12 protein-coding genes and 2 tRNA genes are annotated in these 13,941 nt (G+C 51.6%); 8 read left to right on the top strand and 6 right to left on the bottom strand.

All coding sequences use genetic code 11. From position 1 onward, the window contains the following. Positions 1-129 precede the first annotated feature (129 nt). From ACMHXI_RS13125 to gltX, 3 genes are all read right to left on the bottom strand, one after another. Positions 130-205: transfer RNA gene (locus ACMHXI_RS13125), tRNA-Glu, on the bottom strand. A gap of 51 nt (positions 206-256) precedes the next feature. Next, a tRNA-Ala gene (locus tag ACMHXI_RS13120) sits at positions 257-332 on the bottom strand. A gap of 106 nt (positions 333-438) precedes the next feature. Continuing rightward, entirely contained in the window at positions 439-1,848 is a 1,410-nt protein-coding gene (gene gltX, locus ACMHXI_RS13115) for a glutamate--tRNA ligase (RefSeq protein ID WP_413735135.1), read from the bottom strand. Positions 1,849-2,113: 265 nt separating this feature from the next. Here gltX and ACMHXI_RS13110 point away from each other — a divergent pair, with 265 nt between their 5' ends. The 6 genes from ACMHXI_RS13110 (at position 2,114) to ACMHXI_RS13085 (ending at position 8,960) form a co-directional block, all read left to right on the top strand. Further along, positions 2,114-2,341, top strand: a complete 228-nt coding sequence (locus ACMHXI_RS13110) for a hypothetical protein (RefSeq protein ID WP_025890110.1) — start codon at positions 2,114-2,116, stop codon at positions 2,339-2,341. Between the two features lie 261 nt (positions 2,342-2,602). Then, positions 2,603-3,622, top strand: coding sequence for a TRAP transporter substrate-binding protein (locus ACMHXI_RS13105; RefSeq protein ID WP_025890111.1), 1,020 nt, complete (start codon positions 2,603-2,605; stop codon positions 3,620-3,622). 45 nt (positions 3,623-3,667) lie between these two features. Next, complete coding sequence (locus ACMHXI_RS13100; protein WP_025012078.1) at positions 3,668-4,306, top strand: TRAP transporter small permease; 639 nt, start codon at positions 3,668-3,670, stop codon at positions 4,304-4,306. Between the two features lie 8 nt (positions 4,307-4,314). Continuing rightward, on the top strand, positions 4,315-5,712 hold the full coding sequence (locus ACMHXI_RS13095; protein ID WP_071239199.1) for a TRAP transporter large permease: 1,398 nt from the start codon (positions 4,315-4,317) through the stop codon (positions 5,710-5,712). 87 nt (positions 5,713-5,799) lie between these two features. Further along, on the top strand, positions 5,800-7,596 hold the full coding sequence (locus ACMHXI_RS13090; protein ID WP_413735132.1) for a sensor histidine kinase: 1,797 nt from the start codon (positions 5,800-5,802) through the stop codon (positions 7,594-7,596). Beyond that, a complete protein-coding gene (locus tag ACMHXI_RS13085; protein ID WP_107353375.1) occupies positions 7,593-8,960 on the top strand; it encodes a sigma-54-dependent transcriptional regulator in 1,368 nt (455 codons plus the stop codon). Before ACMHXI_RS13090 ends, ACMHXI_RS13085 begins: the two co-directional genes overlap by 4 nt. Here the strand turns inward: ACMHXI_RS13085 and ACMHXI_RS13080 are convergent. Next, a complete protein-coding gene (locus ACMHXI_RS13080) occupies positions 8,939-10,201 on the bottom strand; it encodes an MFS transporter (protein ID WP_045282643.1) in 1,263 nt (420 codons plus the stop codon). The two genes, ACMHXI_RS13085 and ACMHXI_RS13080, sit on opposite strands and share 22 nt — an antisense overlap. Positions 10,202-10,349: 148 nt before the next feature. Here ACMHXI_RS13080 and ACMHXI_RS13075 point away from each other — a divergent pair, with 148 nt between their 5' ends. Then, positions 10,350-11,231 (top strand): LysR family transcriptional regulator, encoded by an 882-nt coding sequence (locus ACMHXI_RS13075; protein ID WP_413735129.1) that lies wholly within the window; start codon positions 10,350-10,352, stop codon positions 11,229-11,231. A gap of 174 nt (positions 11,232-11,405) precedes the next feature. Here the strand turns inward: ACMHXI_RS13075 and ACMHXI_RS13070 are convergent, their stop codons facing one another. Continuing rightward, positions 11,406-11,852 carry a hypothetical protein gene (locus ACMHXI_RS13070; RefSeq protein ID WP_107353377.1) on the bottom strand — a complete coding sequence of 149 codons (447 nt, stop codon included), beginning with the start codon at positions 11,850-11,852 and terminating at the stop codon, positions 11,406-11,408. Positions 11,853-11,863: 11 nt separating this feature from the next. Next, entirely contained in the window at positions 11,864-12,721 is an 858-nt protein-coding gene (locus tag ACMHXI_RS13065) for a proprotein convertase P-domain-containing protein (RefSeq protein WP_413735126.1), read from the bottom strand. Positions 12,722-12,818: 97 nt separating this feature from the next. Between ACMHXI_RS13065 and ACMHXI_RS13060 the strand changes: the two genes are divergently transcribed. Beyond that, positions 12,819-13,913, top strand: coding sequence for an ISAs1 family transposase (locus ACMHXI_RS13060; RefSeq protein ID WP_109248997.1), 1,095 nt, complete (start codon positions 12,819-12,821; stop codon positions 13,911-13,913). Positions 13,914-13,941: the final 28 nt, after the last annotated feature.

The following is a 13,941-nucleotide window of genomic DNA, read 5'->3' as shown; positions in this document are numbered from 1 at the left end:
CCTAGGGGATTCGAACCCCTGTTACCGCCGTGAAAGGGCGGTGTCCTAGGCCTCTAGACGAAGGGGACCCCGGACTCACGTTTTAGACTCTGTGATAAGAGTACAGGTTTTGCTAAACGCTGCGAAAATTGGCATCCCCTAGGGGATTCGAACCCCTGTTACCGCCGTGAAAGGGCGGTGTCCTAGGCCTCTAGACGAAGGGGACCCCGGACTTAAGCATTTAAACTCGGCTTAAAAAGAGCTTATTGAGAGAAGTTGGTGGAGCTAGACGGGATCGAACCGTCGACCTCTTGCATGCCATGCAAGCGCTCTCCCAGCTGAGCTATAGCCCCAAGCTATCTCTCATTACATTTGAGTGTACTGCCAGCAACTTGCTGCCCTGTGTCTCAACTGCGAGGCGCATTCTATGCAGCACACCCAAATGTGTCAACGCCTTTTTTAGGAATTTATTCTGGCTGCTACAAATTCAACCGCTTTGGAGATTCTTTGCTCGCAACGAGCTTTCCCAATGAGAAATAAGGTTAAATCCAGAGCAGGAGATTGGCCCGCACCTGTCACGGCAACCCGCAAAGGCATGCCGACTTTACCCATTCCCACCTCCAGTTCGGCCGCAGTTGACTCAATGGCATTGTGAATCGCTTCCACGGTCCACTCAGACAAAGCTGCCAACTTCTGCTGCACCAGTTGCAAAGGTTCCAATGCTACCCCACGCAAGTGCTTCTTGGCCTGTGCTTCATCAAACGCCTCGAAGTCTTCATAGAAGTAACGGCTGGAGGTAGCCATCTCTTTGAGTGTCTTGCTACGCTCTGCCAATGCAGTAACGATTTCAGTCAGTGCCGGGCCATTACTGGTATCTATCTGCTGATCACGCATGTGCCATTCGAGGAAACCAGCCACATATTCTGGATCCAGCGACTTCATATAGTGCTGGTTCAACCAAATCAGCTTTTCGGTATTGAATGCCGAAGCCGCCTTGTTGATATCGTCCAATTTGAAGAACTGCTTCATCTCCTCCAGAGAGAAGATCTCCTGATCGCCATGAGACCAGCCCAAACGCACCAGATAGTTCAGCAATGCTTCCGGCAGATAACCGTCATCACGATACTGCATTACGCTCACTGCGCCGTGACGCTTGGAAAGCTTGGCACCATCGTCACCCAGGATCATGGATACGTGGGCATACTCAGGGACAGGTGCACTCAGGGCCTTGAGAATGTTGATCTGTCTTGGGGTGTTGTTGATATGGTCTTCACCGCGAACCACGCAAGTGATACCCATATCCCAGTCATCAACCACCACACAGAAGTTATAAGTAGGAGTACCGTCGCTGCGGGCAATGATTAGGTCATCCAGTTCTTCGTTGGCAATTTCAATCCGGCCGCGAACATGATCATCAAAAACCACGCTGCCTTCCTGTGGGTTTTTGAAACGCACTACATAAGGTTCATCTGTATCACGGGGAGCGGCATCACGGCAGCAGCCATCATACTTCTGGCGTTCACCCTTGGCGGCCTGCTCTTCACGCAGAGCTTCAATGCGCTCACGAGAGCAATAACACTTGTAAGCCGTGCCCTCTTTTAACATCTGAGCGATGATCTCGTTGTATCGATCGAAGCGTTTGGTCTGATAGTATGGACCTTCGTCCCAATTCAGGCCCAACCATTCCATCCCTTCCAGAATGGCATCAACCGCCTCCTGAGTAGAACGCTCAAGATCCGTATCTTCGATACGCAGCACAAACTCGCCATTATTGGCACGAGCGTGCAACCAGGAGTATAGAGCCGTACGGGCACCGCCCACATGAAGAAAGCCGGTAGGGCTGGGAGCAAAACGCGTCTTGGTGGTCATAATTGAACACTAACCTTAAGAATAAACGCCTGCCAGGCAGGCAAATGAAAAGTGCGCATATTCTAGCAGCCTAACCCTACAAGGGAAAAGAGCTCTGGCCGACAGTCACAAGATAGATATTGCGGCCCTGGATTGCCCTGCCGAGCCATATCCTGAGTAAGACACACCCGGATAGCGCCCCAGGCTGTAATACTAGCGCTTCTTTCACGCTGGCTAAATTTTCAACTACGCTTCAGGAAAGCATCTTTTTTGTGGAACAGAGGCTATGACAGGAATCAGTCAATCGGCTTCCCTCGCCAGCATTGCGGCCTATTTGAAGCACACCAACGACTATGACGAGCAAACGGCGCAAAAAGAAGCCAGAGAAGTGATGCATAACCTGGTGACTATGCGTCAGAAGGGCTTTATTACCGGCTGGTACTTTGACGAGCAGGGGCATCTGGAGCTACTGCCCAGTGACGCCGTGCTCAAGCGCATAGATCCCCCCAAGTAAATCAAAGTCGCAATAGGCGGTTTTCCACCCATAATCGACAGCAATGTGAGCAAGATCTCACCCAAACAGCAAAAAGGCGTGACAAACATCAAATAAACTACACTTTAGCAACCAATGAGTTACAAAAAAGTAATCAAGTTGGCGCACTACTTGCCTTACCCAATACAGACCTTAGGGAAAGTCGGCTGCATTCCCGCTGGAGATACGCACTTTGGGGTACGTATTTTTCAATAACTCAAGAGCATATAAAAAGGACACATCATGAGTGCATTCAATCCATCCAAACTCTTTACCCAGCCACTGAAAACCCTTGCCCAAGTGACGGCTTTGGCCGGCGCATTGGCGAGCTTCTCGGTTCTGGCAGAACCGGTAGAGATTAAGTTTTCCCACGTTGTGGCAGAAAACACCCCCAAGGGCCAGATGGCACTGAAGTTCAAGGCCTTGGTCGAAGAACGCCTGCCGGGTGAATATCAGGTCAGTGTGTTCCCCAATTCACAACTCTTCGGAGACAACAATGAACTGGCCGCGCTGCTGCTCAATGATGTGCAGTTGGTTGCGCCATCACTTTCCAAGTTCGAGCGTTACACCAAAAAACTACAGCTGTTCGATCTGCCGTTTTTGTTCAAAGACATGGCCGCTGTCGACAAGTTCCAGCAGAGTGAAGCCGGGCAAAAGCTGCTGAACTCCATGAAGCGAAAAGGCGTTGTTGGCCTCGGTTATCTGCACAATGGTATGAAGCAGTTCTCTGCCAATGAGCCGCTGCTTTTGCCCAAGGACGCCAGCGGCAAAAAATTCCGGGTTATGGCCTCTGACGTTCTGGCGGCCCAGTTTGCCGCCGTTGATGCAACTGCAGTGAAAAAGCCCTTCTCCGAGGTGTTCACCTTGTTGCAAACCCGCGCCATAGATGGTCAGGAAAACACCTGGTCCAATATCTACTCCAAAAAATTCTTCGAGGTGCAGAGCCATATCACCGAAAGTAACCATGGTGTGCTCGACTACATGGTGGTGACCTCCAACACGTTCTGGAAGAGTCTGCCCGGCGATAAGCGGAAAATCATCAAAGAAGCGCTCGATGAAGCCATTGCCTATGGCAACAAGATTGCCGGTGACAAGAATGACCAGGACCGCCAGTTGATCATCGACTCCAAACGCTCTTTGGTAGTTGAGCTCACCCCAGAGCAACGCCAGGCCTGGGTTGATGCAATGAAGCCGGTATGGGCCAAATTTGAAGACCAAATCGGCAAAGACGTGATAGATGCCGCCGTGGCCGCCAACCAGTAAGTCAGTATGGGGGCTCCGGCCCCCGCAATTTCTGCGGAGAGCAATATGATTTCACGCGCCTTGGGCTACTTTGAGGAAGGCTTTCTCAACTTATTGATCACCCTGATGACGGTACTTGTCTTTGTCGAAGTCGTTGCCCGCTTCTTTTTCAATACAGGGTTTCTCTGGATGCAGGAGCTGACATTGACCCTCTGTGGTTGGTTTGTCCTCTTTGGCATGTCATACGGCGTTAAAGTCGGTGCCCATATAGGTGTCGATGCCTTCGTCAAAAAGCTTCCCAGGACAGGCCGCAAATACGCCGCCATGCTGGCTGCGGTCATCTGTTTGATCTATTGCGGCCTGTTCCTTAAAGGCAGCTGGGATTATCTCAGCCAGATGTATCAGATTGGGATACCCATGGAAGATATCGACTTCCCCCATGCCCTGGTTGCCAAACTGGACCCTGACTTTGCCTGGGAAACCCTGCGCATAGATGTGGAAGATCCGGCAGTACCACTGTGGATCTCCCAAAGCATTCTGATTATCGGTTTTGCCATGTTGACCTGGCGTTTCATTGAACTGTTTTTTGCCATTCTGACCAACCGCTCACAAGGATTCAGCTTCCACGATGAAGCCAAGGAAAGCATGCACCTGGCAGACGAAAACGAAGCCGGCGAAGACAAAAACAACTCCAAGCATGAGTAGATAACGCCATGACAATAGCTACCCTCTTTATCGTCTTATTTGTTTGTATGCTGCTCGGCATGCCCATTGCCATTGCACTGGGTTTCTCCAGCATGCTGACTATTTTACTGTTTTCCAACGATTCGCTGGCCTCTGTGGCCCTGAAACTCTATGAGTCCACTTCAGAGCACTACACTTTGCTGGCGATCCCTTTCTTTATTCTGTCCTCGGCCTTTCTCTCCACCGGCGGTGTCGCCAGGCGGATCATCGACTTCGCCATGGACAGTGTCGGCCATATCCGCGGCGGTTTGGCCATGGCCTCGGTCATGGCCTGTATGTTGTTTGCCGCCGTCTCCGGCTCTTCTCCGGCCACAGTGGCGGCTATCGGCTCCATAGTTATCGTCGGCATGATCCGCGCCGGATATCCGGAAAAATTTGCCGCCGGGGTTATTACCACCTCAGGTACCCTGGGAATACTGATCCCACCATCGATTGTGATGCTGGTTTATTCGGCAGCCACCGAAGTGTCCGCGGCGCGGATGTTTATGGCCGGGCTGATCCCTGGGTTACTGGCGGGGATGCTGATCATGCTGGCCATCTATATAGTGGCCCGTATCAAGGGATTACCTTCCCTGCCCTTCCCCGGCATTCGCAAGCTCTCTATCTCAACGGCCAAGGCGCTGGGTGGCCTGATGCTGATTGTCATAGTGCTGGGTTCCATTTACGGCGGGGTCGCCAGCCCCACGGAAGCCTCGGCGGTCGCCTGTATCTATGCCTATTTCATTGCCGTCTTCGGCTATCGCGATATCGGGCCACTGAAAAATGTCGCCTGGCGCAATCCTGGTGAGCCTATAGTCAAAGCCATAGGCCGCAATCTGGGATACAGCTTACTGGGATTACTCAAGACACCTGCCGACAGAGAGATACGCGCCGTCGTCAGGGATGGCGCCAAAGTCAGCATCATGCTGCTGTTTATCATAGGCAACGCCATGCTGTTCGCCCATGTATTGACCACAGAGCGGATCCCTCACATGATTGCCGAAAACATAGTCGGCATGGGCCTGCCAGCCTGGGGCTTTCTCATCATAGTCAACCTGTTGTTGCTGGCAGCAGGTAACTTTATGGAGCCATCAGCCATTTTGCTTATTATGGCGCCCATCCTCTTCCCCATCGCCACCCAGTTGGGGATCGACCCCATTCACCTTGGGATCATCATGGTGGTCAATATGGAGATAGGAATGCTGACGCCGCCGGTGGGGCTTAATCTGTTTGTGACCTCGGGGATCACAGGCAAGAGCATAGGTTGGGTAATCCACGCGTGCCTGCCTTGGCTGCTGCTGCTATTGGGGTTCCTTATTCTGATCACCTATGTTCCTCAAGTATCTCTGTTCCTGCCTGAGTATCTGGATTCGTTGCGGGGCTTTTAATCCTTGAAATCATCAGGGCTATCGGCGAGTCTAAGACTCGCCGATTTCTTACGCCGGAACTACACCGAATAACGCCGGGACAATAAGATGCCGCTCAACAACAAGACCCAAAAGCGCCTGCTTATCACCACCATGCTGGTGACGGGTCTGTTTATTACCCTCAAACTGACCTACTGGTACCATCTGGATAAGGGATTCACCCAATACCAGGCCCTGGCAGACAAACAGCTCAGCGAAGTCATAAGCTTTATTGAAGGCGCACTCATTCGCTATGAGAGTATTCCCCATGTGCTGTCCACCAACCCCATGCTGGCCCGGGTAATCAAGAGTAGCGCAGACAAGAGCGAAATCAGCAAAATCAACAAATACTTTGAAGAGATACAGCATGTCACCGAAGCCTCTGATATCTATCTGCTCAATAGCCAAGGGGATGCTATTGCCGCCAGTAACTGGCAGCAAGCCTATTCGTTTATCGGTCAGAATTATGCCTTTCGCCCCTACTACACAGAAGCCATAGCCGGCAGGCTGGGCAGCTATTACGCCGTCGGCACCTCGTCCAACACCAGGGGGTTTTATTTCTCCTACCCGATTTACGATCAGGGTAGAGTACTCGGTGTCATAGTGGTCAAGGTCGATATTGCCGATATTGAAGAGCAGATGACGGGGCTGGCCAAGGCGGGCCAGTATGAACTGGCCATCAGCGGTGAGGATGAAGTCATCTTTCTGGCCAGTATTGCCAATTGGCGCCTGAGGTCACTGCAACCCCTGGCTGCGGAAAGGTTACAGCAGATAACCCTTAGCCGCCGTTATGCCGACCGTAAGCTGCAGGAACTCAGGATAGATCCGCCCTACCGGCAGGAAACACCCGCACACAGGGCACTATATCGGATAGAAAACGATCAGGGCCGGGCCCAATATCTGGATACCCGCAATGAAATGACCAAGGTAGGCTGGTATGTGCATGTGCTGACACCTGTGGCACCTTTGTATCGTTCACTGCCCCCTGTGATGTTGCTGTCCGCCAGTATCTTTCTGTTGCTGGCATTGGGGCTGCTGTTCAGTCTCGAGCGGCGCCGTAACCTAAGACGCATGCGCCAGGCCCAGAGCCAGCTGGAACATAGGGTCAAAGAACGTACCCGGGAGTTGGAAGATGCCAACACCCAACTGAAACAAACCCAGGATGAACTGATCCAGGCCGCCAAGCTGACTGTCATCGGCAGTCTGTCTGCCAGCATCAACCATGAAATCAATCAACCATTGGCGGCGCTGCGCAGTTATGCCCAAAACACTCAAACCTTTCTTGGTCGGGGCATGCATGACAAGGCACAGGAAAACCTGGTCACCATCATCAGCCTGACCGACCGCTTGGCGGAAATAGTTGCCCAGTTCAAGAGCTTCACCCGCAAGAGCCAGGGCCAGGACAAGCCCACCAGTATCAATGAAACCGTGCAGGAGGCGCTGACCATAGTGCATCCGGAAATCGACAAGCAGGGGGTCCGGCTCGAACTGCAGCTCCCGGGTAAGCCCTGGTGCTTCTACGGCGATAAAATACGCCTGCAACAGGTACTGGTGAACCTTATCAGCAACGCCATAGTCGCCATGCAACGAGTCGATGAGCGTTTGTTGACTATCAGCATCAGCGTAGAAGAGATGCTGTGTATCCGTATTCAGGATTCCGGCCCAGGCGTCAACGAAAGCCAGATGGAGAAAATTTTCGAACCCTATTTTACCACTAGCCAACGACAGGGATTGGGTCTGGGACTCTCCATCTCCCGCCGAATTGTCGAGTCCATGCAGGGCTCCATCAGCGTCGCCAACGCCGCCGAAGGTGGCGCTGTATTTCAGATCCTGTTGCCTCTGTACCGCGGCGAGGAAACCCAATGAGCGAACAAGAATACACAGTCCTGATCCTGGACGACGAACCCCATATAGGCACAGTGCTGAGCCAGTTATTTGAACTCGAAGGCATCAGTGCCAAAGCATCGACCCAACCGAAAGAGATCTTGCGCCACCTCAGCCGCGACTGGATGGGAGTGGTCATTACCGATGTCAACATGCCCGGCATGGACGGCATCAGTGTCATGCAACAAATCAAACAGCTGGATGCCGATCTGCCGGTGATACTGATCACCGGCTTTGGCGATATCGCCATGGCGGTCAGCGCCGTTAAACAGGGTGCCTATGATTTTCTGGAAAAACCCTTCAACAACGAGCATATTCTGGATGTCGTCAAGCGGGCACTGGACAAGCGCAGCCTGACGCTGGAGAACCGCAAGCTCAAGCAGGAGCTGGAATCCCAGAGCCTGCCAGGCCCCAGGATCCTCGGCAACAGTCCGGGCATCCGTCAGATGCGCCATCTCATCCACCAGGTGCTGGATACTCCGGCCGATATCCTGATCGAGGGTGAAACCGGCACTGGCAAAGAGTTGGTTGCCCGTTACCTACACGATCACAGCCCCAGACACGGCGCCAACTTTGTCGCCATCAACTGTGGCGCTATCCCGGAAAACATCATAGAGAGTGAGCTGTTCGGTGCCGAAGCCGGAGCCTTTACCGGCGCCGACAAGACCCGGATTGGCAAGTTTGAGTACGCCAACGGCGGTACCCTGTTCCTCGATGAAATTGAGAGCACACCTATGGCATTGCAGGTCAAGTTGCTGCGTGTACTGGAAGACAGGAGAGTCGAGCGTCTGGGCTCCAATAAATCCATAGCGCTGGATATCAGGGTGATTGCCGCAACCAAGGTCGACCTCAAAGAACTGTGCCGCCAGGGCAGCTTTCGCGAAGATCTCTTCTATCGTCTCAATCTGGTGACTGTAGCCATTCCGCCGCTGAGGGAGCGACGGGAAGATATTCCCTTGCTGTTTCTGCACTTTGCCCGTATCGCTTCGGCCCGCTACCACAAGGCGCTGATTGCCCTTGGCGGTGAACAGCAGGCCCGTCTCAGTACCCATGAATGGCCCGGCAATGTGCGCGAATTGAGAAATCTGGCGGAACGTTATGTTCTGCTTGGCGCCGAGGCTGCCTTTGCCGGCGCCATAGGCAGCAGTGACAGCCTGCAAAGCGGCATGTCACTGACTCAAAGGGTGGAGTTTTTCGAAAGACTGCTGATTGAAGAAGCCCTGGCGCACAACAAGGGCTCCATCAAGCTGACCATGGAACAGTTGGAGCTACCGCGCAAGACCCTCTACGACAAGATGCGCAAATATGGTCTTGAGCGTAAAGATTACCTCAACGATGCCCCTTGAGGCGTATCCATCTCCTGGCTGAGCGGCTGTTTTTGCCGCCAGCCAAGGCGCCAAACCGCCAGCGAAGTCAAAAACAGCAAAACCATGGATCCCATCACCACGCCCTGCCACTCGCCTCGCTGCCAGAACAGCATCAAAAAAGGGCCTCCCATTGCGGCGCCAAGGTAATAGCAGCACAGATATAATGAAGTGGCCTTGGCCCTGTGGCTGCTGGCGCGCATGGCCACAAAGGAGTTACAGCAACTGTGGGTAATAAAGAAACCGCAGGAGGTGAGCAAAAAGCCTACGCAGATCCACACCTGGGTATCCAGCAGAGTCAGCAGACTGCCGCACAACATCAGCAGCAAGGAAATTCTGAACAGAGGCAACTGCCCATGGCGGGCAATCCACCTGGCGGTGTAATAAGACGCCAGTGTGCCGCTTGAGTAGCAGAGGAAAATCAGCGTCGCCTCAAACCGGCTCCAATCATAAGGCGGTGCCATCAAGTGCAACTGAATAAAGCTGTACTGGTTGACCATCATCATAAATGCCAGCCCACCGATAAGGTAAGCCAGTCGCATCTGACTATCCTTGAGGTGATGCACAAAGCCCCGTAAGTCTTCACTGCCACCGCGCCAGAAACGCCACTGTTTCGGCAGCCGTTCTCGCTTGGCGGCGCTGACGGCATTGGGCAGTAAATAGCTGACCAGTGCCACCCCAAACAGACTCACCGCCAGCAGCAGCCACATGGCATCCTGCCATAATAGATGTTGCGACATCAGCCCGCCAAACAGCCGACCGATAATGCCACCGAAACTGTTGGCGGTAATGTAAACCGCCGCGGCCTTGAGCATGGTCTCAGGTCTGAGCTGCTCCTTGAAATAAGCCATGGCGATGGCCGGTACAGCCGCCAGCAATATCCCCTGAAGCAACCTCACCGCCACTAGTGCATTGAAATCTTTAACAAATACCAACAAGATATTGGACAGCGCCAGGGCCCAGAGGCTGATAACTATCGGCTTGTGACGGCCAATCCTGTCCGAGACTATGGCATAGCCAAGCAAGGAAAACGCCAGCGTAAAGCTGGTGACAGAAAGCACCAGAGTCGACTTGGCTGCCGTTACCTGAAAATGCTCGGCAATCAAGGGCAGCATCCCCTGCATCAAATACAGATTGATATAAACCACCACTGATGCCACGCACAGTGCCCAAATCAAACGGGTATCACGCGCATGCCGGCCAACGGCTTCGACCTTAGTCACTCCGACCTCTTAAATTAGCAAAGGATTCACCACAACAAGGTTAGCACCGGGCAATGCATAACAATAATAGATAAATAATATCGATTTCATCAATTTTTGTTATGCTTGAAAAACTTCCTCAAGATTATCCGCAAGAGTAAGGCGAGACGTGGACATCAGACAACTAAAACACCTGGATAACCTGGTTAAGTACGGCAGTTTTACCCGAGCAGCAGAGAAGCTGAATTTGGCCCAACCCGCCCTCAGTCAGAGTATCAAGCGACTGGAGCAATCTCTCGGCGTCACTCTGGTCGACCGCAGTGGCAGCCGCCAGGAAAGCGGCATTCGCCTCACTGCCGAAGGGCTGGCGCTGCATCAACATGCGGTATTGATCCTCAAACAGCTGAGTCAGGCAGAAGCCCATATCCGGGCCATGGCCGAGCTGGCCAAGGGCGAAGTGCGAATTGCCGTGCCCGGTATGTTGGGCTCTTTCTACCTGCCGTCACGGGTGATGGCCTTTCGCCATCAGTATCCTGATTTGAAGCTGTCTCTGTTTGAGGGAGGCACCCGCGATGCCCTGAGGATGCTGGAGCAGGAAGAGGTGGATATAGCGATTATCACGGCCCAGGATCTCAAGCCTGAGTTCGAGTCCTGTCTGTTAATTAGAGAGCAGATGGTGGTAGCTTCAAGCCCTGAACACCCCTTGGCCACAAACGGGGCCGTAACGCTGGAGCAGTTTTTCGCCCATGAGTTAGTGATGTTCAAACCCGGTTATTTTCATCGTGAATGGATGCTGAGCCGAGCCAGAGAGCTGCAACTCGAGCCTAGGATCGCCTTTGAAACCAACCTGATAAACCTGATAAAACAGATTGTAAGTCAAGGATTTGCCGTCACCAGTGTGTTGGAAATGGTGGTCAATGAAAGAGATGACATCATAGCCCTGCCCTTCGCACCTCCTGTACATCTCGACCTGCATATTGCCTGGAAGAAACAGCGCCCGGTAAGCCAGGCCGACCGGGCCTTTGTGGAGTTTTTGCTGGCCAATAAGTAAGAGCTTCACCTCTGTTCAAATCCCTTGTTTGAGAAAATGAATGAAATTTGTAGGGTATAGTAGCCATTACAAAATTCAAAAGGCAGAAGCCAAAGCTTCTGCCCTTCTTCTACTCAAACCACTATAAGTATTCATAGCGGTTTATCAAACAAGGAAAACTCTTATCGAACTTGATTACCAAGGTTGATAAAAATCCTGCGCTAAGTCCAATTCAGCTCTGAGAACCTGAGGATGTTGCTTCAACGACTCCAGTAACTTCAACAGGTCCACACCTTCTGGGACAGCCAACAAGGTAAGATTATTATCGCTTTGCCAATCCAAACGTAGATTATAACTTTGCGAAAAATCAGCAGCTGATACGCCATCAGCCAATTTTACAATCAGCTTTCCCGTAGGTATGGCGATAACCTTGCCATCACTATTAACTAGAGGCTGATCTTTTATCAGCGTATCTGCGATAACAATCTTATCGCCGGATTTTACCAACAAGGTGTCCTTATTTGGCTTAGCAGGAAGCATCTTTTGCAACGTAGACCCCTCCTTAGGTAAAGGAGCTGCATGCAATATAAGAGGCATGGTTGTAATGAGTAATGCCGCAACCGTCATTGTGATACTTTTCATGTCCATTCTCCTTATGATGCTTTGACAGCCTGATGACCGTGAATACGCAAAGACCAAGATTTGAGTATGCCATTGGCCTCATTATCCATTAGCTCTTCTTCAACGTTAGTTCTTCCAACCCGGTAAATGTATCCCAGCTCGCCGCTATTAACGTCGATAACTCTCAGAGTCCAATCTCCTTTGGCGCTCTCACCATAGAAAGCATTGGACAACATGGGGGTATTTTCATATCCGGGAGCATTATCAAGTACACCGTTAATAAAGCCATTGTACGGTGTCATCAAGACGCTGCGGGTACCTGACGGTGAAATCAATTCTACAGCTAGATCTGCTAAACGTTTATGATCTGCCGAAAGTGTAATTTGAACTCCTTCAACCACCCAGTCCGAGCCAAAATTCTGGACATCACTGACGCCTTTCAAAGATCCATCGGGAATAGCCTCATTCAGATCTTTATGAGTTTGCCAATCACTCACCTGATACTCGCCAAGTTCCACCTTGTAGTCCTTAGCCATGGCAACAGCCTTACTGACATCGATACGGCCGAAACCATAAAAATCATGAAACTTGAACCCTGCAGCATTAGTAAACCAAGCAGGCACAGCTTCATACACTGGAGAATTAGCAGCATCGTTCAGTGGAACTCTGATAGCGGCAATATCAGCATCTACTTGAGTAGATGTTGATGCCAGAATATGCCTAATATCACGCCATGAAAGTGATGGGTTGGCACTCATAATCATGGCGACTGCACCACTGGCATTTGGCGCCGCTGCCGAAGTTCCGTTCATGGTAGAGCGATAGTCACACTCTAAGTTGAGTGGGTGTAGGCCGCCGTCAAAAGGCGTTCCTGGGCGTTCTTCGGCCACCGAACTCCCCTTGTCACCAGGGCGGGATCCCACTTTAAATTGAACTTTTACGGTTGGTCATGATCTGATCTGCCTTGCCCTTAATCCACAGATGACCATGACCCTTTTGAAACAACTAGAACAGATTACCGATCCCCGTAAGGACATCAATCTAAAGCATAATTTAGTGGATGTGGTGTTCCTGACACTCAGTGCTATCCTCAGCGGTGCGACTGGGTGGAAGTCCATTCAGGAATTCGGAGAAGAACAGCTAGATTGGCTCCGTCTGTACCGAAAATTTGAAAATGGCATCCCTAAAAGGCATTGTATCAGTAATATAATCAAAGCATTGGACAGCGAACTGCTCCTTCAAGCCATATTTGGCTGGATCAATGAGCAACGGCAAACGGAAGGGAAAACCGTTATCGCGCTGGATGGAAAAACCCTGCGCGGGGCGTGGAGTGAGGATGCTAAGAATGCACTCCATGTTGTCAGCGCATTTGATGTCGGCAACGGCATTACACTTTACCAAGACAGTTCACATTCTAAAGGGAAAGAAGCTGAAGTCGCCCGCAACATGATTGATGCTATGGCACTGGATAATGCCGTTCTGACGCTGGATGCACTGCATTGTCAGGTGTCTACCATGAACAAAATTAAACAGGGGAACGGTGATTTCATTATTCAGCTCAAGTCGAACCAGCCGGGATTATTTGAAGCAGTCAAAACCAGCTTCAGTAAAGCGTATGAGCAGCCAGAACTGGCTATATTTGAGCAGTTCAACATGGGTCATGGCCGCAGGGAGCGCCGAACAGTCATGCAGATAGAAGCAGAATTATCAGCGGAACTTAAGAAAAAGTGGCCGCACATCACCTCATTTATCGAAGTTGCCAGTGAACGGACAGTCGATGGAATAACATCATGTTCTTCACGCTGGTATGTCAGTTCCTTACCGCTCAATGCCGAAGAGGCCGCGAGGACTATTCGAGAGCATTGGGGGGTAGAAAATCAGCTCCATTGGGTGCTGGATGTGGTCTTCCGCGAAGATGCGCTGAAGGTAACGGATCCTGATGGCGCAAAGCATCTCGCCCTATTTAACCGAGCGGCTCTGAGTGCGATAAGGCAGCACCAAGGCAAAAAAGACAGTCTGGCAGGTAAGCGCCGCCGTGCTGGTTGGAGTCCTACATTTCGCTCAGAGTTGTTATTTGGTTAAGATATAAGCAAAGTGGAATCCCGCCCTG

Origin of the sequence: Shewanella sp. BJSY2023SW005 (assembly GCF_047314585.1) — a bacterium.
In the GTDB taxonomy this organism is placed as follows: Bacteria; Pseudomonadota; Gammaproteobacteria; order Enterobacterales; family Shewanellaceae; genus Shewanella; species Shewanella algae.
The sequence above is the reverse complement of the archived record's forward strand: the minus strand, read 5'-3'. Positions and strand labels throughout refer to the sequence as shown.